Genomic DNA, 26366 nt, shown 5'->3' with positions numbered 1-26366 from the left:
TTTAACGCAGCTTAAGTTTAGCAAATATAAATACCGGTATTACTTTGAATGATTTAATAACTTCTTTTTTAAAATTAATCCAATTATCATTAGTAATTATAATAGAGTTTTTTACTACAAATGGTACTAAAAGAAGCTCAAAAATAATCATAGAAAAAGCTGCCCCATTTAGGTGGTAAAAATAAGTTAGAATTAAAGTTAGAGCAAAAGTAATTAAAGAAACTAGTATATACGTTTTAGCTAACTTCTCATGATTATTAGAGGCCATTAAAACGACGCTGCTTGTAACCCATAAGGCATTTAAAGGAATAGAAGCTAACATTGTTAGTAATAACATAAAAGGAAGGGTAATTTGATTATCCGTCCAAATATTATAGATAAATTCTCCAAAAAATAATAAAAATATACAGCCTAATATTGCCATTATTATGGCAACACTAATTCCAAACGCATGTATTTTTGAAGCCTTGATGTAATTTTTTTCACCAATTAAATAACTTAATTCTGACCAAGTAGATTGGTTTATGATATCTATGACTTGTTTAATAATATTAATAAGTGTTCTAAGGGTACTAAATAGAGCCACAGCAGCAGGACCTAATATAAATTGAATAATAATAATACTACCTTGGATATTTAAAGCATTACCTAAAGGCATAGCTTGAAATGCAATGCCTTTTTTAAATAACAACTTAAACAAATTAGTATCAATATATTTTCCTGACAAAACTAGACTCGGGAATGTTTTTTTACTTAAAGAGTAAAATATTATGGCATAGATTATATTTGAAAAGAGTAGTGCAAATGATAAATAATCAAATCTTTTTGTGATGCTTAAAGAAATAATCATTGCTCCTAAATTAAGCCAGGGAAGCAAAGTGGATATGTATATTTGACGGTGCATTTTTCTTTTTGCTCTAAAGGCACTTCCTAAAAGACCATAAAAAAAAGATAAAAACACGGAAATTGACATAAATATAACTGCATGACTAAATTCGGTATTTCTAGATGCTATATTATTCGTTTTTAATAATAAATCCCAATTTACCACTGGGATTATTAAGGTCGTCAATAGCGAGCCAACTATAAAGATAATTAATAATAAAAAAAAAGTAGAGGCATACGTTTTTATAGCTTCTGTTAATTTATTATCAGCAACTAGCATAGTTATTTGATTAGAAGCTACGGTTCCAAAACCAAAATTCGCCAATGTTAACCAAGAAGGGATGGTATATAAAACAGTCCATCTACCAAAATCATCAACACCTAAAAAATATATCAATAAAGGGATTTGTATGACTCGTAAAATAGTTTGTGAAAACTTAGAAAAAACACTAGAAATCACATTCTTAAATATATTTGGATTTGTACTCATTTTGCTAAGTAAGTCTTAATATAAGTCGACAAATCATTTCCTAATAATGATTCAACTATTAAATGCGTATGAGTTTGTGTTCTAAACCTTAAATGCTTTGCAGGGTTACCACTAGTTATACTTAGAGATTCTACATTTTTAACAATTACAGAACCCGCAGCGCAAACAGCACCTTTACCTATATGCGTACAAGATGGTAAAACAAAAACTCTAGTGGCTAACCAAACATAATCATCAATTGTTATTCCGTATGGCTTAAACTCCCAGTTTATGGAATCTACATTATGGCTACATGTTAAAATCTCAGCGCCCCCACCTATGATAACATTATTTCCTATTATTACTTTTGCTCTTAAATCTATTAAATCAGTTTGGATAGAAGTATTATTTCCTACGATTAAATTTGAATTTGCTTTTTTTGCGAGCTTATAATTAAGTGTAACATTTTCACCTATAATAGCTCCTTTTCTTTTTGCTAACCAATTTATATAACGATTGATTATGTGTTTTTTTAATCTCGTAATGATTCCTAAAATAAACTTTAATTTACTTCTAGATTGTATTCTCTTTTTGTAAGTAGTCATAATTAAATTATAAACATCAAAAGTACAGTTTAACGCAATATTATTATCAATAAATTATTTCGCATTATCACCACTTAAAATAGGTGAATATTTTTTCTTTTTATTAATGAATTTTAGCTCAAAATAGTAATAAGAAATCGAAGCAAATAATATAGATAAAATAAAAGTTACTGGATAAATTATAAAGTTACTAAAGTTGAAATACTGACTTGATTTAATCGCAATAGTTATTGCAATTAAATGAAACATATATAAACCATAAGATATTCTTCCAAGAAAATTTGTGATTTTATTTTCCATTGAAAATATTCTATTGTCATTTGCTGCAAAGTTTATGATCAAAATACCAAATAAAATAGAATAGAATTCCTTTTGAAAAAACGGAATAAAAACACCAAATCCAATACAAACAAATACGACAAACAAAACACTATACTGTGTTACTTTCGTAAATAATAATTTCCTAATATATTGTGTGTGTTTTTTCTCTTCGAACAAAATCAAAGCAAAAAGGCCTCCTATTGCCATACAATCAATAGGGGCAGCTTCCCAAAACTTGTCAACTTCATTAAAAAATGGATTTGCTCTTATAAATTTCAATACCAACTTAATGATTAAATATATGCTAATAACACTGAACATCAACTTCCATTTATTTCTGATATATTTGTTTAATACCGGCCATATTAAATAAAATTGTTCTTCAGCACCTACAGACCACGCCATTGTTGCGTATGGTATCCCGCCTAATAAGGTCAATGCTAAATTTGGTAAAAAAAAGGCATAAAGTATCAATTTGAAAACAAAATTTTCAGACACCATTTCCGATTCAAAACCTGGTATTTCAAAATAACCTATATAAGGTAAAATAAAAGCTGCTACTATAATTAGAAAGAAGTATAAAGGCCATATTCTTAATATTCGCCGAATGTAAAACTTTTTTATATCAATAGTTTTTGTGACTTTTTTTTCGACAAAAAGCAAATAAGTTATAAGAAACCCGCTTAAAACAAAGAACAGCACTACTCCTAAACTACCAATCAATCTTATTGGTTTGTTATCAACCCATAAATTTGGTGTTACATTAAATAAAAATTTACGGTATTCTATATGATGAATTATTACTAAAAACGCTGCTATAAATCTTAAAGTATTTAGATTTTCAAAATATACTTTTGTTTTGTTGGGCATTTAAAATTTATTATGAGGCAAGATTTAATACTCCTTTATTTATTCTATTAATTCCCAATCACTTTCACTTGAAACCCAATCGCTTCCAAAGCATCTTTATCTAATACGTTTCGTCCATCAAAAACAAACGCGGGTTTACTCATGCTATCATAAATGCGTTGCCAGTCGTAGGTTTTAAACGCGTCCCATTCCGTTAGCACGGCAATAGCGTGTGCATCTTTGACAGCATCGTAAGGGTTGTTTTCTGTGTTTAGATAGGTGCTATTTTGGGTTTCGGTTCTGGTATTTAAATAATTCATATCCGATTGCATTTGTATGGCAGTCACTTTAGGATCATACACGCTAATATTGGCTTGCTCGTCTATTAATTTATCTGCGACGTATATTGCTGCAGATTCTCTGGTGTCATTAGTATCTTTTTTAAACGCCCATCCTAAAAAGGCTATTTTTTTTCCGGATACGGTATTATATAAGGTAGAAACAATGTTTTTTGCAAAGCGGTTACGTTGGTGATTATTCATTATAATAACCTGCTCCCAATAGTCTGCGACTTCTTGTAAGCCTAAAGATTTAGAAATATAGACTAAGTTTAAAATGTCTTTTTGAAAACAAGAGCCTCCAAAACCTACGGAGGCTTTTAAAAATTTTGATCCTATACGCGAGTCCATCCCAATGGCTTTGGCAACTTCTTCTACATCAGCCTCTGTAGCTTCGCATAACTCCGAAATGGCATTTATAGACGATACCCGTTGTGCTAAAAAGGCGTTAGCTACTAATTTAGATAGCTCAGACGACCATATATTGGTGGTTAATATTTGTGCTTTTGGTACCCAACTAGCATACACGTCTACTAGGGCTTGCATAGCTTGTTGTCCTTCTTGGCTTTGGTCTCCACCAATTAATACGCGATCTGGATTTGCCAAATCGGTCATTGCGGTACCTTCTGCTAGAAATTCTGGATTGGATAATATTTGAAATTTGACTCCGTTTCCGGTATTGTCTAAAATACTTTTTATGGCTTGTGCTGTTTTTACTGGTAGTGTTGATTTTTCGACTACAATTTTATCTGTAGTTGCAACCTTTGCAATTTGTCTGGCGCACAGCTCGATATATTTTAAGTCTGCTGCCATCCCTTTCCCTTCGCCATAGGTTTTGGTTGGTGTATTTACGGAAATAAAAATCATATCAGCTTCATCAATCGCATCTTCCACATTGGTAGAGAAAAACAAATTGCGTCCTCTAGCTTCCTGAACCACTACATCTAATCCTGGTTCAAAAATGGGTAATTTGGTTACATCGCTATCATTCCAATCTGCAATACGTTGTGCATTAAGATCCACCACGGTAACTTTGATATCTGGATTTTTTTGAGCCATAACCGCCATCGTTGGTCCACCAACATAACCAGCACCAATACAACATATGGATGTGATTTTTTTAGGTTTTAAAACGGAAGAATTCTGGATATTATCTATTTGGGTATGCATACTAATAGTACTATTTTTTATAATTTGACTTCTTTATAAGAGGATTTATTAGACAGAAACCAATCGTAGGTTTTTTTAATACCTTCTTCTAAATCTATAGTGTATTGCCATCCTGCATTTTTCATTCTGGTGACATCCATTAATTTTCTAGGTGTTCCATCGGGCTTGGTACTGTCCCAAACAATCTCTCCTGTATGTCCTACAATACGTTGTATCGTTTCCGCCAACTGCTTAATGGTTACATCTGTTCCTGTCCCGACATTATACAAATGGTCTGACAGCTTGTTTTCTATGGCAAAAACAACTGCTTTTGCCAAATCATCTACGTATAAAAATTCGCGCATTGGTGTCCCACTTCCCCATAGCGTTACTGTTGCGTTGTTGTTGTTTTTAGCGTCATGAAACTTACGAATCATAGCTGGTAATACGTGCGAGGATTTTAAATCAAAATTATCGTTTGTACCATATAGATTAGTAGGCATTAGGCTTACAAAATCTTTATTGTATTGGTTTTTTATATGCTGACAGAGTTTTACGCCTGCTATTTTTGCAATCGCGTAGCCTTCGTTCGTCGGCTCTAATGGTCCTGTTAGTAAATACGCTTCTTTTAGTGGTTGTTTGGCTAATTTTGGATAGATGCAAGAGCTGCCTAAAAACACTAATTTTTGCACTGCATTGGTATGCGCAGCATCAATCAGGTTATTTTGTATTTGTAAATTCTCTAATAAAAACTGGTATTGAAATTGGCTGTTTGCTAAAATCCCGCCTACTTTTGCTGCTGCTACAATAACCACTTCTGGTTTTGTGGTTGCCATAAAGGTTGTGACTGCTTCTTGATTACGTAGGTCCAATTGTTTACTAGTTTTACCTATGATATTGGTGTAACCGTCTGCTGTTAATGCGCGCCATATAGCAGAACCCACCATCCCTTTATGACCTGCGATATATATTTTAGTATCTTTTGAAAGCGTACTTGTCATGTCTTATTGTTTTTGAAGGTGTACCCTATTATTCAAAATAGTTTAGCGTTTGATAACCACCTTCTTTTAAATATCTGTCTTTTTTCATGAGTTTCAAATCGGACGTCATCATATCTTCAATTAATTCGTGCAACTCAATTTTGGGTGTCCATCCTAATTTCACTTTTGCTTTAGTTGCGTCTCCAATTAACAAGTCTACTTCTGTAGGTCTGAAATATCTTGGATCAACCGCTAGTACTTGTTTACCAATTTCTAATAGATAGTCTGGATTTGTACTTGATTTGATAGTTGCTACCTCATCCACACCTGTTCCTGTAAATTCTAATTCTACACCAATGTGTTGGAATGCAAATTTGACAAAATCACGAATAGAAGTCGTTTTACCAGTTGCAATTACCCAATCTTCTGCTTCATCTGCTTGTAAAATCATCCACATCATACGTACATAATCTTTGGCGTGACCCCAATCGCGTTGCGCATCTAGGTTTCCTAAATACAATTGATCTTGCAACCCTAATCCTATTCTAGCAACTGCTCTAGTAATTTTTCTGGTTACAAAAGTTTCTCCACGTAAAGGAGATTCGTGATTAAACAAAATACCATTGCAAGCAAACATACCGTATGCTTCTCGGTAATTGACCGTCATCCAGTAGGCATACATTTTTGCAACTGCATATGGGGAGCGTGGATAAAAAGGTGTAGTTTCCGTCTGTGGTACTTCTTGCACTTTTCCGTACAGTTCGGAAGTAGACGCTTGATATATACGCGTTTTTTTCTCTAATCCTAATAATCGTACTGCATCTAAAATACGTAAAGTCCCTAAACCATCTGCATTACCAGTATATTCGGGAATTTCAAAAGATACAGCAACATGACTCATTGCTGCTAGATTATAAATTTCGTCCGGTTGTACTTCTTTAATTATTCGGATTAAATTGGTACTATCCGTCATGTCACCATAATGCAAAATAAAATTACGGTTATCCACGTGTGGATCTTGATACAGGTGATCAATTCTATCGGTATTAAATAACGAACTACGACGTTTAATACCGTGTACGATATAGTCTTTTTTTAATAAGAACTCTGTCAAATATGCGCCATCCTGCCCTGTAACGCCGGTAATTAGTGCTATTTTTTTCATATATATAAGTACCGTAATCTAACGGGTTTTTATTTTTTATGGATATATTGTAATAACCTTGTTAATCCTTTCTTTATTGTCCCTTTACAATGTAGGCACCACCCATTTCAGTTTACCTACTTTTATTTTTACCATAAAAGGGGATAGTAAAAGTAGTATTCCTATAGGAAGCGTAATAGCAAATGCTGCATTTATTGGTAAATGGTTAAGAGAAAATGCCAAACCTGTAATTATAATGGTATAAAGCGCTATAATTAGTGTAGCATATTTATGTTTTAGACCTAAATCTATTAAACGATGATGTATGTGCTTTCTATCTGCTGAAAACGGACTACGCTTATTACATATCCGGATACAAAACACACGCAAGGTATCAAATAAAGGATAAGATAATAAAGCCATAACAATAACAGGAGCATTTCTGAACAACAACAACTCCGTATTGTAAGCACTCACACTCAAATAGGTAACGATTTCAATAGCCAGTAAAAAACCAACGATCATAGAACCTGTATCGCCTAAAAATATTTTGCGATGCCGCGAAAAGTTAAATACTAAAAACCCGAGTAAAGAACCTACCAACGAGAGACACACTAAACTATAAAAAAAGTAACCACTATAATAAAAAACAACAGCCATGTAACTAGAAATCAAAACTCCTAATACTCCTGCTAATCCATCTATACCATCAATTAAATTGTAGGCATTAATAACTAAAACAATTACAAAAACTGAAAAAATTATGGCAAGCACTGCAGGTAACTCTCCTAAACCAAACAATCCTTTAAACGAATCTATATGAACATTTGTTCCAATAACATATACCGTAGCTATAGCGGTCTGGTACCCCAATTTTTTTCGAGGTGCCATCTTCATAATATCATCAAAAATCCCCACTAATAATAGGGACAATACTAGAGCATTAAAAATTAATAAGTCAATAAGTTGGCCATAGTTTGCAAATAATATAGCTGTAATATTAATAGTAAGTACTAAACCCGTAAACACACCAACGCCACCAAGTGTGGGAACGATGCCTTTATGAGACGTTCTACCATCTGGCAGCGCTGTTAAATTTTTCTCTTTGCTTATCGCTACCACTTTAGGCATTACTATTAGAGTAACTATTAAAGAAAAAGCTGCAGTACACACCACTGCGATTCCTTTATAATTGTGTAACAAGGCGGTGATCTCCTCGTGATTCGTTGGTAAATAATCTGAAATCATAATAATAGCTATATCTGATTAGAACTAGAAGAAATACTATACTATAATAACAAATTGACGTGGCTTCGCCCTTACTTGTCCCATTGCAAGTTGTCATTAGAATTATAAAGAAAAGTAAAATACTTCTCTTTGAGGTATAATATAACCGTAACGAACAAAAAATAAAATGGGTGACTGCATGTTAAAAAAAAGATGTATCTTAATCCTGAAATACCTTCCAGTTTTTAGGATTAGAATAACATGAATTTAGAATTTAAGTAGTTTCATAAATTATATAGAAAAACCTAAAATAGATTTTATTAATAATTTACTAGATATGATTTGGATATAATCGTAATACTCTTTTAAACAGTTGGTTATTTAGATTTGGGCGTTTTTAATTAAGCTGCAATTTTACAACAAATCCTACCGACTTCAAAACAACCCAAAGGTTATTTTTGGTAGATTTAACAATAAGACCTTTTTGATTATCTAATCCAAAATCATCCATAAATAGGGTAGTTCCCGGAGTAAACGCTTCTAAAGTATGTGATTTAACATCAAGAGATTCCAAATTATTTTTTAAAAATTCAATTTCCACGTCTCTAACTACACCTGGTTCCCCTTGATCATATAAATAATTCACAGTTCCAGGAATATCAAAAACTTTTGCTCGCGTCTCTTCTGTGGCATGAATAAAAATAATGCGAGGCAACAAAGGAACCTGTATTTTTTTCTTTCGATCACTCCAAACTCTTAACTCTGTTCGCGTTGGACAAAATGCAAGTACGGCTTCACCCCAAGCATTAATAAGTTTTTCTACTTTTTTTTCATGATTGCGCTTCACATATAATACATACCATTTCTTATCCTGCATGTAAAGACCTTTTAATAGCTATTTTCATATAGTAAAAATAACATTTAAAGATTACTACTCATAATTAAGACCTTATAATTTGTGCAAGACTAAAAACTAAAAGTCCTTTTAAAAAGAAATCCTCTTTACTATCTATCTTATTAATAATCGTTTTATGTACATGTAAACTATTTTCCTATTTCTCATTTAAAAACAGCTATAGTTTTCATAAAAACGTATAGTACCGATCAGCATAACACACTGGAAATTTAAAAGAAAATAATCCATATATTGTTCTCTTTAAAAACGCTACATGTTTTCAGCAAAAAAACGATTAGACAGAGCTTATAAAGAAGCAAAGATTTTAGATTTTGATAACGATTCCAAATTCATTCTTTTTAGTGATTGTCATCGTGGAGATAATAGTTTTGCAGATGATTTTGCGAATAATAGAAACATTTACTTTCATGCTTTAAAGAATTATTATGCCGAAGGATTTAGTTATGCTGAAATTGGCGATGGTGATGAACTTTGGGAGAACTTATCTTTTACACCAATACTAGAAGCACATAAAAATGTATACCTACTTATGAAGTTATTTCATGAGCAAAATAGATTGCATATGATTTGGGGAAATCATGATATGGTATATCGCGACCCGAAGTATGTGGAAAAAAATCTTTCTACCTATTTTGATGAAAAAATTGGTGAGGATGTCGAACTTTTTTGTGGTATTAAATACCATGAAGGCATTATATTAAAAAATACAGAAACCCAACAAGAAATTTTTTTAACGCATGGCCATCAAGCAGACTGGTGGAACTATACCTTTTGGAAATGGAGTCGATTTTTAGTCCGAGTACTTTGGAAACCCCTGAATGTTATGGGCATTGCAGATCCTACAACACCAGCAAAAAACTACAAAGAACTTATTAAAGTAGAACGAAGAACCAAAAAATGGATCACAGAAAACAACAACATAATTACGGTGGTTGGCCATACACACAGACCACGTTTTCCGGCGCCTGGAGATATTGCTTTTTTTAATGATGGTAGTTGCGTACATCCAAGAAGCATTACGGGAATTGAAATTGAAAATGGCGAAATCTCCCTAATCAAATGGCAAATTGCCACTACAGAAGATGGTACGCTAAAAATTGTACGTGTTCTATTGGAAGGCCCTAAAAAATTAATAGATTACAAAACGGAATAACACTAAAGCGAATTCACAAAGTTTAATAAGTCTGTTCTTTCTGAAGGAGCCAATTCTTTAAACATATTTTTAGCATTTAATGCTTCACCACCATGCCATAAAATAGCTTCGGTTATATTTTTTGCTCTTCCATCATGTAAAAAATCGGTATGTCCATTAACCACTTGTGTTAAACCAATTCCCCAAAGCGGTCTTGTTTTCCATTCGTTTCCATTCGCTAAATAATCTGGTCTATTATCTGCTAAACCTTCTCCCATATCATGTAAAAGCATATCGGAATACGGATAAATAGTTTGATTGGATATTGCGGAAATAGCATTACTAGAAGTTGTCATACTTGGTACATGACAAGAAGCGCATTGTAGCTCTTCAAAAATTAGAGAACCTCTTCTTACCGATTCATTTTCTAAATCTCTTGGAGCGGGAACGGCTAGTGTTTGACAATAAAATACTACTTGGTTTAAAATTTCTTCGGTAATCTCAGGATCATCTGCTAAACCATCACTTCCGTTTGTTTGTCCGAAACCTGTTTCTTGCGGAAACATAGCACTTGTAATTCCCATATCATGAAGATAGGCTCCTGCACATTGTTCTAAAATAGTAGCGGTATTTGCTTTCCACCCAAAGCGTCCAATTTGCGTTGTACCAGAAACAACATCATACACATAGTTTGCTTTACCAGAAATACCATCTTGATCGATATCATTAATATCTTGATGCATTAATATTTCAGATTCTGAAATTGCTTCCAATAAACCCAAACCAAAAACTGGAGGTGCAAGTCTTGGCGACAATAATATAGAACTTGGTACAGCAACGTACGCATCTACCAACATGTAATCTGGTTTTTGTAAGATTACTTCTGTACCATCTGCTAAAGTTTCCACAATCGCGGTATAATGGACTTGAAATTTTGCTTCCGGTTCATAACCAAAAATGGCTTGATTTTGTACTTGGAGTCCGAAGTTAGGCGCTGGAACCGGACCTCCATTTGCAGTTTCTCCAGGAATACTAGATCTTAGAAAAAAGCCAGACAAACTATTTAGATTATCCGGAAATTTTGCTCTACCATCTTTAGGATGACAACTTACGCAAGACGTATTATTAAAAATGGGACCGATACCTCCGTTAACCGTTGCTGGCGCGGTAACAAAAGCAGCTTCGAATTGAAAATCACCATCTAAGTGCATCTCCAAATCACTACCATTTAAATTCGCTGCTGGCGTACTAAAAGCATTACTAGAGGTTAAAAAAACAGTGGTTTCTCCTCCTGCCAACAAACGATTTTCAATGCTTGGTAAATTCACATAATTTTCCGGTTCGTTGTCGGAACAAGATGTGAAAAATGTAAACGAAGAAACTAGTAATCCTAATAAATAAATACTCCTTTTCAAAATAATACGTTATATGCAAAAGAAGAATATACACGTATACATACTCTTCTTTCTAATTATTATAATACTATATTTACTTCTATAAACTAGTAATAAACGGTGTTAAATCTGATTCTAAAACAATTAGTAATTCTGCTACTTTAGTTTGCGCATTTTGTACTGCTGTTCTATTATTTACAATCGCATCTGTGAATGTACCAGGAATTGCTTCGATAGCTGCAATTGCAGCTGCTATTGCAACTTTAACCTCAGCATCTAATGTTGCATTAGATAAAGCAACCACATTCGTAATTCCGTTTCCATTATTACCATTGAAATCTCCTAAATAGATATTTTGAATACTTCTAATGTTGTTAGCAAAATCTAATTTGGAGTTGTTACTGAAACGAGATTCTTCCGCTTCTGGTTTTGCCCCTCCATTATTACCATTTAAAGGTTCTTCAATTTTACCATTTGCAACCTCATCTGTAATAATCACTAAACCTTCTACTATTTCTTCCAAAGCACCTTTTTGAGAAGTATAGATAGATCCTGATGCACCTGCATTCACAAAGTTAGAAGCAAAATCCCCTTCCGAAGTTAGCCAACCAAAATATAATTCTTGTGTTTTTGTTTTTAAGTTTTGTGTTGCTGCGACTAAATATTCTAGTTCTCTTGTTGTTAATTCGGAAGCCGCTTTATTTCCATTTAATCCCCAAATAAAATACTCTAGCGTATGAAATCCTCTAGCTTCGTTATTACTTTCTAATAAAGCAGAAGTAATTTCATTCGTACTATTTAAAATATTGTCAATTGCATTAACATCTACAGGCCAAGAATCTATAGCTGGATCAATTCCGTCCGTATCAACTGGACCATATAAAAAGCCTTCCGATTTTTCCCAAGGCGCTCTTGTATTTTGCCATGCTGCTTTTACAGCGTCTAATTCCGTTTCATTTCCAATCGTTAAATTACTAACGGCTGTTTCTAATGTTACCGAATTAGTATATAAACTATTATACGTTTCTGTAATTACGTCTATAGCTAAGTCTGTTAATACTTCGGTGTATATTCCAGCGTTAGGATCTACAGTTTCCGAATTTTCTTCATTATCACTACAACTAGTAAAACTTACGGCTGCTAATGTGGCTAGGCTTAAAAATAAATTGCTTTTTTTCATATTAAGTGTGTGTGTTATATTTATTAAAATTTAAAACCTATTCCTGCTGAAAAGGTTCTGTCGTGTTGTTTTTCTCCTGTGTATTCTAGTGTAGATAAATCGTAGTTTTCGGAACCTAATTCTCTATCTGAATATTGTGCTTTTACAACTATTTGCGGATGCACAAACCAGTTCATTCCTCCAGTAATGACGTTTCGTTCCCAACGCGGATTATCTATGATACTTCCTTCTACGTCTTGCATGGTATCATAATAATCATAGCGTACAAAAGGAAATAATTGTTGTGTAGTATTTGTATTAATTAATGGCAGAATATTATACCCGATTTCTGCTGAAACCCCTAAAGCGTTTTTACCAACAGGTGTTCTTTTTACTCCTAAATTATTGGATAAATTTGCATTACGAAGAGAAACAATATTTGAATTTTCTAGGTTTCCGTAAAGTGCGATTACGTTGCATCTTAAATTGTTTTCGTTATAGGTAACGTGCCCTTCTACAATGGTAACATAAGCACTCTCGCTCATATCATCTTTAGGTCTATTTGCTGCCGCATCATTAATATATGCCGCAATGCCAACATAGGTATCTTTATGTGTACCAAATTTATAATCTAATCGTGCTGAAAATGCTAAAGATGCTGCATTAGCCATTTCAAAACGTTGTTGGTAACCATCTTTGATCCATCCTCTGGAAGAAAATCCGGAAGCATCTAAGCCACTAACGATATATGCTCTATAGTTAAACCTTTTTGCAAAAGTACCATAAAACTCAATACCTGTTTCATACCAACCTAAAGGAATAATAGCATTTTCCATTTCCTGACGTGTGGTAGTAAAATACTGTACTGGTGTATCTAAACTTTGGTGTAAGCCAAAATACATTTTCATTTTACCAGCACGAACATTAAAGTATGGTCTTATTTTAAAGTTGATATGTACTTGCTCTAACTTAACACCTCCACCAGTTTCAATTTCTTGTTCGAATTCACCAAACTCTTCTTGCGTGTCTAAATCTAAAGCAGAAGCTGTTCCACCGTGTTCATACTCTATTTCGGTTTTTAAACTTATTCTGTCTGTAAATTTATACTCTAGGTATAGGTTTAAACGCTCTGCATCAAATTTATCTTTTAGCGTAGGATCTGTATCGTAGTCGTTATTGTAGTAATTTACAACTCCGTAACCTCTAAGACTAAAGTTACTCCATCGTAATAACGGATCTTTTTTTGTTGCAGCTTCGATTCTTAACTCTTCTCTAAGCTCGTTTTTAATTTCTTCCTTAAGCTGACTTAAAGCTACAGCGTCTTGTTTTACTTGCGAATGCATTCTAGCTGTAATTAACACTAGAAGAATAACTATAATTTTTTTCATTTTAATTCTAAATAAGCTGCAAATCTATATTTATTTAGACTAAATCCAAATAAAAACTTAACTTATTTTTAACTAGTCTAAATAAAAATGAGCGTTTTTAAAATTGTGAATTGCGATTACTACGGTAACCGCTTCACTTTGAAGATACTACGTGATTTTATTCCTTTATGAAGAGTATTGCATATGCAGGAAATAAGTTTGTATTCATGACCATGTTCATCACAAGCATTGCCATGTCTATTATTCTCATGTTTAGGTCTTATTGCATATTGCATTTTTAAGAGGACAGAAATCCATTCATTGATCTGCAAACAGCGCACTCCAAATTATATGGATTATACCATAAGTTTTCCGATTAGGAGAATCCTATTTTAGAAGGGATTTAACTTTCTGGAGCAAGTACTACCTCTAAACCTTCCATTGCTGGAGTCATTTGAATTTGGCAACCTAAACGAGAGTTTTCTTTCACATTAAATGCTTCGCTTAACATCGCCTCTTCGTCGTCTTGCATTTCTGGCAATTCGGTTTCGCTTAACACATAACATTGACAAGAAGCACACATAGCCATACCACCACAAATACCAATAGTTCCTTCTGGAGCAAGCTCATAAGAACGAACGACTTCCATTAGATTCATTGCCATATCTGTTGGCGCAAGCACTTCATGTGTTACACCATCTCTATCTGTTATTTTTATGTTTATATCTTGTTCCATGTTTCCTGTTCCCTTCCACGAAAGTGGGAACCTCTTTTTTATTATTACACTGAGAATCTCGGAGTTTTCGCAGAAAAACTCAGAGGTGAAATTAATTATTTTACAACTTTTAGCATATCTTTTGTTTGCAATCGAGCAAGCATTGCTAACTGCTACTGAAAACTGTTTACTTGTTACTCAATCTTTTTTACGACTGCTTTTGGTGATTCTTTACGCGTTCCATCAAAACCATCTACTCCAGCAACGGTAGTATATTTTAACACATACCTTTTTCCTGGATTAATTATTTGATACGCAGATTGACACATCAATGTTGCTTCGTGAAATCCGCAAAGGATTAATTTCAATTTCCCTGGATAGGTATTTACATCTCCAATAGCGTAGATTCCTGGTATGTTTGTTTGGTAATCTAATGCATTATTTACTTTAATCGCATTTTTTTCTATTTCTAATCCCCAATTTGCAATGGGTCCTAGTTTAGGTGAAAGTCCGAAAAGCGGAATAAAATGATCACATTCCAACTCAAACTCTTTTTCTATATTTTCTGCTTGTTTAACAACTATTCCTGTTAGTTTTTTATCGCCTAAAATGCCAATTACTTCTGCTGGTGTAATTAGATCTATTTTTCCTTCATTTTTAAGTTCTTGTACTTTTTCTACAGAATCTAGATGTCCGCGAAACTCACTTCTTCTATGTATTAAAGTTACTGAACTTGCAATATCACTTAAAAAGATACTCCAATCTAGCGCCGAATCTCCACCACCAGCAATAACTACTTTCTTATTTCTGTAAAATTCTGGTTCTTTAATCATATACTCCACACCTTTATCTTCAAAATGTGCAATGTTATGTATTAAAGGTTTTCTAGGTTCAAAGCTTCCTAATCCACCAGCGATGGCTACTACTGGTGCTTGGTGTTTTGTTCCTTTATTGGTGGTAACAATAAAGCTACCATCTTCTTGTTTTTCTATGGTTTCTGCGCGTTCACCAAGTGTAAATCCTGGTTCGAACTGTTTGCATTGTTCCATTAATTTATGTGTTAAATCGCCAGCAAGAATTTCTGGATATGCTGGAATATCATAAATAGGCTTTTTAGGATATAGCTCTGAGCATTGTCCGCCTTGTTGTGGTAACGCGTCAATTAAATGACATTTTAATTTTAATAAGCCAGCTTCAAAAACGGCGAATAACCCTGTTGGACCAGCTCCTATTATAAGTATATCTGTTTTAATCATATAAATGCCCACAAAAGTGGGTATCTTTTAATACGCATAAACCTGTGCGGTTTTAAAAACCGCACAGGAGTACACATTATATATTATTATTCAACTTTGTTTTTGCAAAGTACTCGTTTTTAGTTGCCAAATTTCATGACTTTTATCAGTTTGCGTGAAGGATTGAACGGCTTGTTTGAGCTCCTCGCAGAGAGCGAGTAGTGAAAGCCTGACCCTTGCGGTCACGCCCAACTAAGCTTCTATATTAATAACCTGCTCTATTTGCGGTGCATACTTTTTAATGGTCATTTCTACACCTGATTTTAGGGTCATTTGATTTACACTACAACCAACACAAGCACCTTCTAACTGCACCTTTACCACTTTATCATCTTCAATAGAAAGTAGGGAGATATCGCCGCCATCACTTTGTAAAAAGGGACGAATTTCATCTAAGGCTTTCTCTATATTTAATCTTAGTTCTTCTGTAGTCATTTACTATTTTTTTACCGCTGAACATCCAGCCATTGTTGTTATTTTAATTGCTTCGGTTGGCGGTAAATCATCATTTCTTCGTACCACTTCTTGCACAACGTTCTGCGTAATTTTCTCGAATGCCTGCTCTAAAGCTGTTGCCGTTTGCAATGCTGCTGGATGACCAATGTCTCCTGCTTCACGAATGCTTTGTATTAAAGGCAATTCACCTAAAAACGGTACTTGTAAATCTTCGGCAAGGTTTTTTGCTCCTTGTTTACCAAAGATATAGTATTTATTTTCTGGCAATTCTTCTGGTGTAAAGTAAGCCATATTTTCAATGATTCCTAAAACTGGAACGTTAATGCTTTCTTGTTGAAACATTGCTACTCCTTTTTTAGCATCTGCTAACGCTACGTTTTGCGGTGTACTTACTATAACAGCTCCTGTTATTGGTAAAGATTGCATGATACTTAAGTGAATATCTCCTGTTCCTGGAGGTAAATCTAAAAGTAAGAAATCTAATTCTCCCCAAGCGGCATCAAAAATCATTTGATTTAATGCTTTTGCTGCCATTGGTCCCCGCCATACTACGGCTTGGTCCGGTTTTGTAAAAAAGCCAATAGATAGAATTTTAACGCCGTAATTTTCTACAGGTTTCATTTTAGACTTTCCGTCTATATTTACGGCTAACGGTTTTTCGTTTACTACATCAAACATAATTGGAATAGAAGGCCCATAAATATCGGCATCTAAGATTCCTACTTTAAATCCCATTTTAGCCAAAGTAACGGCAAGGTTTGCGGTAACTGTTGATTTACCAACACCACCTTTTCCGGAAGCTACTGCTACTATGTTTTGAATTCCAGGAATCGATTTTCCTTTAATTACATTAGGAGCAGATTTTGTTGGTGCTTCTACTTTGATGTTGACGGTTATCTTTGCTTTTTCATAAACTAATCTATGAATCGTCTGTAGTATTTCTACTTCGGTTTTCTTTTTTGCTTGTAAGCTTGGGTTTGTAATTGTAATATCTACAACAACCTCATCGCCAAAAGTTATTACGTTGGTTACCGCTCCACTTTCTACCATGTTTTGTCCTTCGCCAGGTGCAGAAATGGTTTCTAATGCTTTTAATATGTCTTGTTTGTTGATTTTCATATTTTATATCTATTGAAAATAGAGTCTAATATTATAGACAAAACTTTCAAATTCTATTAAGATTTATTCTAAACAGCAAATATAATTAATATTGCTGTAAGACGGAAGATTGCGGCTGGAAGTTTTTTTGTGTTATTATTAGAAAAAGCTATTACTCAAGGATTTGCTATTCTTTGTGAATTTTACAAAAATTAGGAAATACGGATAGATTGTTACATGCTTTAATAATGACAAGTTACATGCTGGAACACAAAATTGTAGCGTACTGCTATCAATTATTTAATAACCAATCTTTGGGTTTCTTCTTTATTATTTTGATTGATTTTAATGATATAAACGCCAGAATACAACATAGAAACATCTAAAATGCTTTCTATTAAAGTTTGCTTTAAAACTTGCTTTCCTGTAATATCAAAAATGCGAATCGTAGTTTCGTCTTGAATATTATTGCTTGTTATATTAATGTAATTGTTTGCAGGATTGGGGTAAAAAGAAAAAATATTTTCTTCAAATGTTGGTGTTGCTAATACTTGGCAATCCTCGGAAACGGTTATACTAGCTATAGTTTCACCAACTTGACACCCAGAGAAACAATCTCCTCCAAAAACGGAAAAGTGAAATGTATTTTCCATATAAACAATATCACAAGCGGAAGTAGGATATTCTCCAGCTGGCGCTCCAAATTCATAAAACTCAATGCCATATGGTTGACCAGTATAATTTGTTCTAACGCCTATATCTTGTAAAAAAACTTCCGCATAATTAAAATTATCTATAGCTTCAAAGTCGTCTATTAAGGCATATAAATTTAATACATCATAATTCGTTTTAATAAAAAAAGCAGTGCTAGAGGAAGAGGTGAAATCTATAAAAGTATCTATTGTAAATTGATATGTACTCATTAAGTTGTCTAATGGAGAAACACCAGACACCGCTGTATTTTTAAAATTTTCTACCCAAGGTAAAGCGGTAGGCACATTAAAAACTAGCGTTTTAAATTCAATAGGGTTGCTAATCTCTTGATTGGCATGAAAATTAAAATAACTAAAAAGCATATCGATCTCTGGATCGTTATTTGGGTTTTCATAAATAGCAGAAAGCTTTTCTAAATAAGGTGTAACTCTTTCTTCTGGTAAAAAAGGATTATCAAAATCTGGATCTGAAGAATCTGCTAAAATAGCTCTGAGCGTTAACAACTTCGCATCTAACTCATAATTATCTTGTATATATGGATTAATACTACATTGCGCGAATACGGCGATATTAATACATAACGCAGCAAATAAGAAAAGTAATAGTTTCTTCATTTTTGATAATTTTAAATAAAAATACACCTAAACAAACAATTATAACTCCTTTGCAGGATCCCAAAACAGCGTTTCAAAGTTTTGAATTTGGTTTTCAATAACCGTAACACCTTCGTTTTCTAAAAGTTGCTGCATGAGGTTTGTACCGTCAAAATGAAACTTTCCAGTTAGCAATCCTTTTCTGTTTACTACGCGGTGTGCAGGAACATCTTTTGCGCCAGAACCATTCATGGCATAACCAACCATTCTAGCACTTTTTGCAGCACCTAAATATTTGGCAATTGCACCATAACTTGTAACCCGACCATCTGGTATTAAGCGAGCCACTTCATATACTTTTTCGAAAAAATTTAAAGTCTTTTCCTGCATTACAAATCTTTAAGAATATGAAACAAGGTAATAATAGAAATTATTCCGGTTACGGTACCAATAAGATAATTCATGCTTTTTTGCGAAGTAAGCGTCTTGCTTTTAATTTTATCGAAAAAGAAAATATAGATATAAAAGATTACAAAACTACCTGTTGCAGCTCCGGCGACGTAGGAAAAAATACTGGTTTTTTCAAAACTCATCCAACCAAAAGAAGCAAGCGTTATACTCATATACGCTTGATACGGAATTGGAAATACATTTAAAGCAGAAAGTAGCATACCTTGAAAAAACCTACTCTTTTTACTTTTCACTTTTAGTTCTGCTTTGGGCTTATCTTCTGTTTTGGCGATTAATAAGTAATATATAGTTATCAATACAAACAGTATAAATGCAACCCGTTGCAAAACGTCTACAACATCCTGATGATTACTCAAATAGCGTGCGAAAAGCACTCCAAGATATGTTTGAATGACAATGATAACACAGGCTCCAATAGAAAAAGTGATCCCTCTAGAATACCCATCTTTTAGGCTAATTTTTGCAGCGGTCATGTTGAGTAATCCAGGAGGAGTTACACCAACTAAAGCAACAAGTAATCCTAAAAAAAATGTAATGGTTATTGTCAAACTATTTTATTTTAAAACGAATATACGTAATTGCTTTGTCATCTTTAAGGTATTGGCTTTCATAAAAGGTTTGAATACTGGTTACTTCTTCCGGACTTCCTTCTTGTTTATACACGTTATGGTTTGCGTATAATACTTCATGACCTTCACCATGTAATAAACCTAAAGTATAGCCATGCATAAACTCACTATCGGTTTTAAGATTCATGATTCCGTCTGGTTTTAAAATCGTTTTATAGCGTTTTAAAAAATCAGAATTTGTCATTCTGTGTTTGGTACGCTTATATTTTATTTGTGGATCTGGAAAAGTGATCCAAATTTCATCGACTTCATTTTCAGCAAAAACATGTTCTACCAATTCTATTTGCGTACGAATAAAAGCTACGTTTGGTATATTTTCTTCGATTGCTGTTTTAGCGCCTCTCCAAAAACGTGCACCTTTAATATCGATACCAATAAAGTTTTTGTTTGGATATTTTTCAGCTAAAGCGACACTATACTCCCCTTTACCACAACCAAGTTCTAAAACCAAAGGGTTATCATTTTTAAAAAAGGTAGCACACCAGTTTCCTTTTAATTGGTATTGCGCATCTACAAGCTCTTCTCTTGTTGGTTCAAATACGTTTTTAAAAGTTTCGTTTTCTTTAAAACGTTTCAGTTTATTTTTACTTCCCACAATTATTTAATGTTTTGGCAAAATTAAGGAAATATAACGAGCCTTGTTTATGCTTATCTTTGTTTTTTATGAAAGGAAAAAAACGCATATTAGTTGCTCCTCTAAATTGGGGACTTGGTCATGCTACACGTTGCATACCCATTATTCGTGCGCTAATATTACATGATTTTGAAGTTGTTTTGGCTAGCGATGGTACTGCTCTGCAATTATTAAAAAAGGAATTTCCGAATTTGGAAGCGCTAGAACTACCTTCATACCATATTGCATATGCTAAAAATGCAAAACTATTTAAATGGAAATTATTAAAAGATTCCCCTAAAGTTTTAAAAGCAATTAAAGCAGAAAAGAAAGCAATTAAAACAATTATTGAAGCACATAATATTACCGGAATTATAAGCGATAATAGACTTGGCTTGCATAACAAAAAAGTGCCTTGTGTTTTTATAAGTCATCAACTACAGGTTTTAAGCGGAAGCACGACGTGGTTAAGTACTAAAATGCATCAAAAAGTAATGCAACAGTTTGATGTTTGTTGGGTTCCTGATAATTTAGGAGAACCTAATTTAAGCGGAAAACTTGGTCATGTGGACATCACGGAATTACCAATAAAATACTTAGGACCTTTAAGTAGATTCCAAAAAAAGGAAGCAATAATAAAAACCGATTTATTAGTTATATTATCTGGTCCGGAACCGCAACGAACGTTTTTAGAAGAAAAACTATTTGAAGAATTAAAAGGTTTTAAAGGAAGTATTGTTTTTGTTAAAGGCGTTATTGAACCGATACAAACTAAAATAAAAAAAGACAATATAATTCTTTATAATTTTATGACTAGTGCTTTGCTAGAACAAACTATAAATGAAAGTGCTTTGGTTTTATCACGTTCTGGATATACTACCATAATGGATTTAGCAAAATTAGAAAAAGAAGCTTTTTTTATACCAACTCCTGGTCAGTTTGAACAAGAATATTTAGCAGAAAGACTGGACACTTTAGGCATTGTACCTAGTTGCAAACAGGAAGATTTCACCATTAGCAAACTACAAAATACAGCTACTTATTCTGGTTTAAAGCATTTTGATTACGAAGTGAATTATAAAAAATTATTCGACCTTTTCTAGTGTGAAAGAAAACTCACTCCCTACTTCAAATTCACTTTCTATGTAAATTTTTTCGTCATGCGCTTCAATAATATGTTTTACTATTGCTAAGCCTAGTCCAGAACCGCCTTCTTTACGCGAACCACTTTTATCTACTCGGTAAAAACGTTCAAATAATCTTGGTATGTGTTTTTTCTCAATACCTTCTCCATTATCTGTTACCCGAACAATAACCTTGTTTTTAATAAGGTTTTCAATACTAACTTCTGTGGTACCTTGTTGGCTTCCGTATTTAATAGAATTCACTATAAGATTTGTAAGTACTTGCTCTATGCGCTCTTTATCTCCCTTTACTAAAATTGGTTCTTTATAATCCATATCAAAAGTTAAGGTGATATGCTTTTTTGATGCTTTCATTTCAAATAGCTCAAAAACACTTTGCACTAAAGCTACAATATCAAATGCCTCGATATTTAAACTTAAATCCCCAATTTCTAATTTGGTAATCATATCTAAATCCCGAACAATATAGATTAGCCTTTCTACTCCTTTATTGGCATTACTTAAATATTTGTCACGTACATTTTTATCTTTTACAGCACCATCCAATAAAGTAAGGATATAACCTTGCACGGTAAACAATGGGGTTTTAAGTTCGTGCGACACATTACCTAGATACTCTTTTCGGTACTCTTCACGTACTTTTAGAAGTTCTAGCTCTAGTTTTCTGTCTTTAGCATACTTATCAATTTCTCTTGTAAGCGTTGCCATATCTGTGGTAATCCTTTCTTTTTTTAAAGTAGAAGATTCTAAAAGCGTAAGATCATCATACACCTTTTTTACACGTTTATAAATAAATTGTTCTACACGATATTGAATAATTATAAAAGAAGAAACAAAACAAGTTAAAGCTATGAAGACAATTTGAATCCAATCTAGAAGATAAAATTTATACAAAAAAACACTCATCAAGAGCGTTAAAAAAACAGTGATGTACAATGCTGTTTTAAAAGCAAATTTGTACGTTTTCTTTAATTTTCTTTGCATTATTCTACAAACTTATAACCAACACCTTTAACGGTCTTAAAGTAATCATCGCCAATTTTCTCTCTAAGTTTTCTAATGTGCACATCTATGGTTCTTCCACCAACAACGACTTCATTTCCCCAAACTTTATCCAGAATATCTTCACGTTTAAAAACTTTACCAGGCTTGGATGCTAGTAAAGATAGTAATTCAAACTCTTTTCTGGGCAAAATGATTTCTACTCCTTTAAGTTCTATTTTATATTCTTCCCTGTTAATAATCAAACTACCAATTTTCACAATACTTTCACTTGCATCTACCTCTTTAAAACGGCGTAACAAAGCTTTTACTTTACTCACTAAAACTTTTGGTTTTATTGGCTTTGTGATATAATCATCTGCTCCAGCATCAAAACCAGCAACTTGAGAGTAATCTTCACCTCTTGCGGTTAGAAAAGTAATAATCGTATTGTTTAAGCTTTCTATTTTTCTAATTTGTTCACATGCTTCAATACCATCCATTTCTGGCATCATTACATCTAGAATAATAAGTTGAGGCTTTTCTTTTCTAGCCTTTTTCACTGCTTGCAAACCATTTTCTGCAGTTATAACTTGATATCCTTCGGCAGTTAGATTGTAACCAACTATTTCTAAAATGTCTGGTTCATCATCTACCAATAATATTTTAATGTCTTTCTTCTTCATTTGCTTATTTAAACTAAAGTTTAAGATAATGTAAAGATAAAATTAATCGGAAACAAGAACAGCAATTTACATACAAATAACAATATAGTAACATAAGGATTAACATAACAACCAGACAGGCATTCAAATAGATATTGTATTTTATAAATCTAACATATAAGTAGATAGCTAATGTTACATTACTGTGAATATTTAAAATTCCTATAGATAAAATCAGATTTCTCCCTATATTTGTTTTCTTAACTATAAACAACATAATTATGAAAAAAATTTACTTTTTATTATTTACTTTGATTGCAACGGCTTCTTTTGGGCAAATTGAAGTATTTAACGCTGGTGGTGGTGGTGCTTATCCTTCTGCCGGATGGTCTGATACTAATAATGTAACTGCACAATCAATTGACAAAGGGTCTTACTATTTAGTAGAATCTGGAGATCCTTCAGATGAAATCCTTACCGCTGTTTATGATCTTTCTGCTTATGCATCTGCAGAATTCAGTTTAGATGTTGCTTCTTATGGAGGTGGTGATTATAACCCAGCTAAAATTGAAATTTCTTTTGATGGCGGAACAAGTTTCACACAAACAGAATTATCTACTGTAACAACTGGATCTTCTTATATCGATGGTGGAACGTTTACTTTAAACAGTGTTACTAGCCAAGTACAGATTAAAATATCAAACAATGGTGTTGCTGAAAGAGGTGTTAGATTAAGAAATCTTATCCTTACAGGAATCTCTTCAGATCCATTTATAGCAATTACTAGCCCTTCAGATAATGCTGTATTTCCTTCAGGAACTACTAATGTAGATGTTTCTATTGATGTTCAAAATTTTAACGTAGCTAATGGTACAGGTGACGGACATATTCGTCAAACACTAACAACTCCTTCTGGTACTTTTAATGAATTTAAATATGACACTACAGACCAACCTATAGCTATTGCTGATGGAGAATCTTTTACTGTATTTATGGAATTAGTAGATAATTCTAACAATCCTATAATTCCTGCAGTAAATGCAACAGTACATTTTTCGGTAGCATTTCCTTGTACTTTAGAACTAGGTGCTGAAACGGCTACTTGTGTTGCAGAAACCGCTGGAACAGATACGTATAATGCAACTTTAGCATTTACAGGAGGAAACACTTCTACATATACTATTATGGTTAATGAAGGTACTGTTGGTGGTGACAACCCAAGCACAATGGCTGCTGGAACTATAACGATTAATGGAATAACAGAAGGTGTAGACTTAGAAGTTACTATTACAGGTGATTCTGGAAATAGTAGCTGTAATTTAGACACTACAATTGGAAGTCCTACTTGTGTACCTTCTGCTACTTGTCCTAGTACTGGAGCTATAATAATCACTGAAGTTATGCAAAATCCTGCTGCTGCCTCTGATCCTGCAGGAGAGTACTTTGAAGTATATAATACTACTGGAACTCCTATAGATATGATTGGTTGGATAATTAAAGATGAAGCTTCTGCTTTAGAAGTTCATACTATTGGAAGTTCTCTTATAGTTCCTGCAATGGGATACATTGTAATTGGTAATGTAGCAACTACTGCTCCAGCTTTAGACTACAACTACGCTAATGATATTTCATTAGGTAACGGAACGGATGGTTTAATATTAGAATGTTCTGGCTCAGATATTGATTCTGTTATTTGGGATAATGGTTCCACTTTCCCGGATCCTTCTGGTGCAGCTATGGAATTATCTATCACAGCTTTAAATGCTACAGATAATGATAATGGTGCAAATTGGGGCATAGCTACTAATGATCTTGGAAATGGTGACTTAGGTACTCCTGGTGCTGCTAATGATTTCTCTTTATCTGTTAATTCTTTTAAAGCAAACCAATTTAATGTATATCCTAACCCTGTTACAAACGGTTTAGTAAACATTTCAAGCAAATCTAACGAAGGTATTGCTGTTACTGTTTTTGATATTCTTGGTAAACAAGTAATTAGCCAAACAGTAAACAACAATGTTTTAAATGTTGCTACTTTAACAAGTGGTGTTTATATTTTAAAACTTTCTCAAAATGGGAATGTTACCACTAAAAAATTAGTGATAAAATAACGCCAATATTAAGTTATTGTTAAAAGGCTGGTAATTTTTTACCAGCCTTTTTTTTTGCAATATATTTGACCAAATAACCAGAGAGGTTATTTTATATCACATAACTAAATGGCATACTATTTGCCGTATTACCCCTAAAAACAATTAATATATTATGAAAAAAATCTACTTATTATTATTTACTATTGTAACCACTATTTCTTTTGGTCAAAATGAACTTACTAACACTAGTTTTGAAACTTGGACAGGAACAGGTTCTACAGACGTACCAACAAATTGGCATGGTTCTAAATCTAGTATCGCATTATCTGCTGTAACACAATCTATGGATGCACAGGATGGCAGTTCTTCTGTTGCTTTATCTGCTGGTAGTAGCCACAAACGTTTTACTAATGAAGCAATAACTTCTACTAACGAAGAATATACTTTAACTTATTATGTAAAAGGAAACGGACAAATTAGAAATGCTTTTCATGATGGAAATTATTCTGGGTATACTTCTTATACCTCTTTAAGTTCTGCAACATGGACACAAATGACTTACGTGTTTACTCCACTCGCTGGAAATTTAGAAGTTATTTTTTCTGTTAAAAGCACATCAGGAGATGGTGTTTTAATTGATAATGTAGTTTTAGTTAAAAGCGCAACTCTTTCTGTAAACCAAAATGAAGCTGCAACTTTCTCTGTATTCCCTAACCCAGTAACAAATGGAACGGTAAACATTAAAATAAACAACAACGAAGCGGTAAACGTTTCTGTTTTTGACGTTTTAGGAAAACAAGTATTAGTAAAAAACGTTACAAACCAAACTTTAAATGTTTCTAGCTTAAACGCTGGAGTTTACATTTTAAGAATTGCTCAAAATGGAAATAGCACTACTAAAAAATTAGTGATTAAATAATTTCTATTTTACATCATATAAAAAGCGTTGCTCATAGAGTGACG

General features: G+C 33.3%; 25 protein-coding genes. 4 read left to right on the top strand and 21 right to left on the bottom strand.

Annotated features, from left to right (window positions below):
• Nucleotide 1 precedes the first annotated feature (1 nt).
• From ACVCZW_RS10210 to ACVCZW_RS10175, 8 genes are all read right to left on the bottom strand, one after another.
• Nucleotides 2-1375, bottom strand: a complete 1374-nt coding sequence (locus ACVCZW_RS10210) for a lipopolysaccharide biosynthesis protein (RefSeq protein ID WP_452232345.1) — start codon at nucleotides 1373-1375, stop codon at nucleotides 2-4.
• Nucleotides 1372-1959: an acyltransferase gene (locus tag ACVCZW_RS10205; protein ID WP_452232344.1), complete on the bottom strand. Its 588-nt coding sequence runs from the start codon at nucleotides 1957-1959 to the stop codon at nucleotides 1372-1374. The genes ACVCZW_RS10210 and ACVCZW_RS10205 overlap by 4 nt, the downstream gene beginning before the upstream one ends.
• Nucleotides 1960-2013: 54 nt before the next feature.
• A complete protein-coding gene (locus tag ACVCZW_RS10200; RefSeq protein WP_452232343.1) occupies nucleotides 2014-3150 on the bottom strand; it encodes an acyltransferase family protein in 1137 nt (378 codons plus the stop codon).
• A gap of 47 nt (nucleotides 3151-3197) precedes the next feature.
• Nucleotides 3198-4637: a nucleotide sugar dehydrogenase gene (locus ACVCZW_RS10195; protein ID WP_452232342.1), complete on the bottom strand. Its 1440-nt coding sequence runs from the start codon at nucleotides 4635-4637 to the stop codon at nucleotides 3198-3200.
• A 17-nt stretch (nucleotides 4638-4654) separates the two neighbouring features.
• Nucleotides 4655-5617, bottom strand: a complete 963-nt coding sequence (locus ACVCZW_RS10190; protein ID WP_452232341.1) for a GDP-L-fucose synthase family protein — start codon at nucleotides 5615-5617, stop codon at nucleotides 4655-4657.
• A 28-nt stretch (nucleotides 5618-5645) separates the two neighbouring features.
• Nucleotides 5646-6761, bottom strand: coding sequence for a GDP-mannose 4,6-dehydratase (gene gmd / locus ACVCZW_RS10185; RefSeq protein WP_452232340.1), 1116 nt, complete (start codon nucleotides 6759-6761; stop codon nucleotides 5646-5648).
• Between the two features lie 84 nt (nucleotides 6762-6845).
• Nucleotides 6846-7988, bottom strand: coding sequence for an MraY family glycosyltransferase (locus ACVCZW_RS10180; RefSeq protein ID WP_452229275.1), 1143 nt, complete (start codon nucleotides 7986-7988; stop codon nucleotides 6846-6848).
• 376 nt (nucleotides 7989-8364) lie between these two features.
• Nucleotides 8365-8844, bottom strand: a complete 480-nt coding sequence (locus tag ACVCZW_RS10175) for a UpxY family transcription antiterminator (protein WP_452232339.1) — start codon at nucleotides 8842-8844, stop codon at nucleotides 8365-8367.
• A gap of 292 nt (nucleotides 8845-9136) precedes the next feature.
• On the opposite strand from ACVCZW_RS10175, the gene ACVCZW_RS10170 reads away from it, so the two are divergent.
• A complete protein-coding gene (locus tag ACVCZW_RS10170) occupies nucleotides 9137-10036 on the top strand; it encodes a metallophosphoesterase (protein WP_452229273.1) in 900 nt (299 codons plus the stop codon).
• A gap of 2 nt (nucleotides 10037-10038) precedes the next feature.
• On the opposite strand, the gene ACVCZW_RS10165 is transcribed toward ACVCZW_RS10170, so the two are convergent.
• The 11 genes from ACVCZW_RS10165 to trmB all read right to left on the bottom strand — a co-directional run bounded on the left by ACVCZW_RS10165 (nucleotide 10039) and on the right by trmB (nucleotide 20501).
• A complete protein-coding gene (locus tag ACVCZW_RS10165) occupies nucleotides 10039-11430 on the bottom strand; it encodes a di-heme oxidoreductase family protein (protein WP_452229272.1) in 1392 nt (463 codons plus the stop codon).
• Between the two features lie 79 nt (nucleotides 11431-11509).
• Nucleotides 11510-12589 (bottom strand): imelysin family protein, encoded by a 1080-nt coding sequence (locus ACVCZW_RS10160; RefSeq protein ID WP_452232338.1) that lies wholly within the window; start codon nucleotides 12587-12589, stop codon nucleotides 11510-11512.
• Nucleotides 12590-12612: 23 nt separating this feature from the next.
• Nucleotides 12613-13956: an autotransporter outer membrane beta-barrel domain-containing protein gene (locus tag ACVCZW_RS10155; protein ID WP_452229270.1), complete on the bottom strand. Its 1344-nt coding sequence runs from the start codon at nucleotides 13954-13956 to the stop codon at nucleotides 12613-12615.
• A gap of 382 nt (nucleotides 13957-14338) precedes the next feature.
• Nucleotides 14339-14671 carry a ferredoxin gene (locus tag ACVCZW_RS10150; protein WP_452229269.1) on the bottom strand — a complete coding sequence of 111 codons (333 nt, stop codon included), beginning with the start codon at nucleotides 14669-14671 and terminating at the stop codon, nucleotides 14339-14341.
• 173 nt (nucleotides 14672-14844) lie between these two features.
• On the bottom strand, nucleotides 14845-15906 hold the full coding sequence (locus tag ACVCZW_RS10145) for an NAD(P)/FAD-dependent oxidoreductase (protein WP_452229268.1): 1062 nt from the start codon (nucleotides 15904-15906) through the stop codon (nucleotides 14845-14847).
• A gap of 231 nt (nucleotides 15907-16137) precedes the next feature.
• Nucleotides 16138-16380: a NifU family protein gene (locus ACVCZW_RS10140; protein WP_203460079.1), complete on the bottom strand. Its 243-nt coding sequence runs from the start codon at nucleotides 16378-16380 to the stop codon at nucleotides 16138-16140.
• A gap of 3 nt (nucleotides 16381-16383) precedes the next feature.
• Nucleotides 16384-17520, bottom strand: coding sequence for an Mrp/NBP35 family ATP-binding protein (locus ACVCZW_RS10135; protein WP_452229267.1), 1137 nt, complete (start codon nucleotides 17518-17520; stop codon nucleotides 16384-16386).
• Nucleotides 17521-17795: 275 nt separating this feature from the next.
• Nucleotides 17796-18827: a T9SS type A sorting domain-containing protein gene (locus tag ACVCZW_RS10130; protein WP_452229266.1), complete on the bottom strand. Its 1032-nt coding sequence runs from the start codon at nucleotides 18825-18827 to the stop codon at nucleotides 17796-17798.
• Between the two features lie 39 nt (nucleotides 18828-18866).
• A complete protein-coding gene (locus ACVCZW_RS10125) occupies nucleotides 18867-19196 on the bottom strand; it encodes an MGMT family protein (protein WP_452229265.1) in 330 nt (109 codons plus the stop codon).
• On the bottom strand, nucleotides 19196-19825 hold the full coding sequence (locus ACVCZW_RS10120) for a LysE family transporter (protein WP_452229264.1): 630 nt from the start codon (nucleotides 19823-19825) through the stop codon (nucleotides 19196-19198). The genes ACVCZW_RS10125 and ACVCZW_RS10120 overlap by 1 nt, the downstream gene beginning before the upstream one ends.
• Before the next feature lies 1 nt (nucleotide 19826).
• Nucleotides 19827-20501 carry a tRNA (guanosine(46)-N7)-methyltransferase TrmB gene (gene trmB / locus ACVCZW_RS10115; RefSeq protein ID WP_452232337.1) on the bottom strand — a complete coding sequence of 225 codons (675 nt, stop codon included), beginning with the start codon at nucleotides 20499-20501 and terminating at the stop codon, nucleotides 19827-19829.
• 68 nt (nucleotides 20502-20569) lie between these two features.
• On the opposite strand from trmB, the gene ACVCZW_RS10110 reads away from it, so the two are divergent.
• The gene (locus tag ACVCZW_RS10110; protein ID WP_452232336.1) at nucleotides 20570-21622 is read left to right on the top strand and encodes a glycosyltransferase; all 1053 of its coding nucleotides are present in this window, start codon (nucleotides 20570-20572) and stop codon (nucleotides 21620-21622) included.
• On the opposite strand, the gene ACVCZW_RS10105 is transcribed toward ACVCZW_RS10110, so the two are convergent.
• Both ACVCZW_RS10105 and ACVCZW_RS10100 read right to left on the bottom strand, forming a co-directional pair.
• On the bottom strand, nucleotides 21605-22648 hold the full coding sequence (locus ACVCZW_RS10105; protein ID WP_452229261.1) for a sensor histidine kinase: 1044 nt from the start codon (nucleotides 22646-22648) through the stop codon (nucleotides 21605-21607). The genes ACVCZW_RS10110 and ACVCZW_RS10105 overlap by 18 nt on opposite strands.
• Nucleotides 22648-23331 carry a response regulator transcription factor gene (locus ACVCZW_RS10100; protein WP_452229260.1) on the bottom strand — a complete coding sequence of 228 codons (684 nt, stop codon included), beginning with the start codon at nucleotides 23329-23331 and terminating at the stop codon, nucleotides 22648-22650. Before ACVCZW_RS10100 ends, ACVCZW_RS10105 begins: the two co-directional genes overlap by 1 nt.
• 260 nt (nucleotides 23332-23591) lie before the next feature.
• Here ACVCZW_RS10100 and ACVCZW_RS10095 point away from each other — a divergent pair, with 260 nt between their 5' ends.
• Both ACVCZW_RS10095 and ACVCZW_RS10090 read left to right on the top strand, forming a co-directional pair.
• Nucleotides 23592-25421 (top strand): T9SS type A sorting domain-containing protein, encoded by a 1830-nt coding sequence (locus ACVCZW_RS10095; RefSeq protein WP_452232335.1) that lies wholly within the window; start codon nucleotides 23592-23594, stop codon nucleotides 25419-25421.
• Between the two features lie 154 nt (nucleotides 25422-25575).
• The gene (locus ACVCZW_RS10090; protein WP_452232334.1) at nucleotides 25576-26322 is read left to right on the top strand and encodes a T9SS type A sorting domain-containing protein; all 747 of its coding nucleotides are present in this window, start codon (nucleotides 25576-25578) and stop codon (nucleotides 26320-26322) included.
• Nucleotides 26323-26366: the final 44 nt, after the last annotated feature.

The organism is Lacinutrix sp. MEBiC02595 (assembly GCF_053601555.1).
This window is presented reverse-complemented; position numbering and strand designations above follow the sequence as displayed.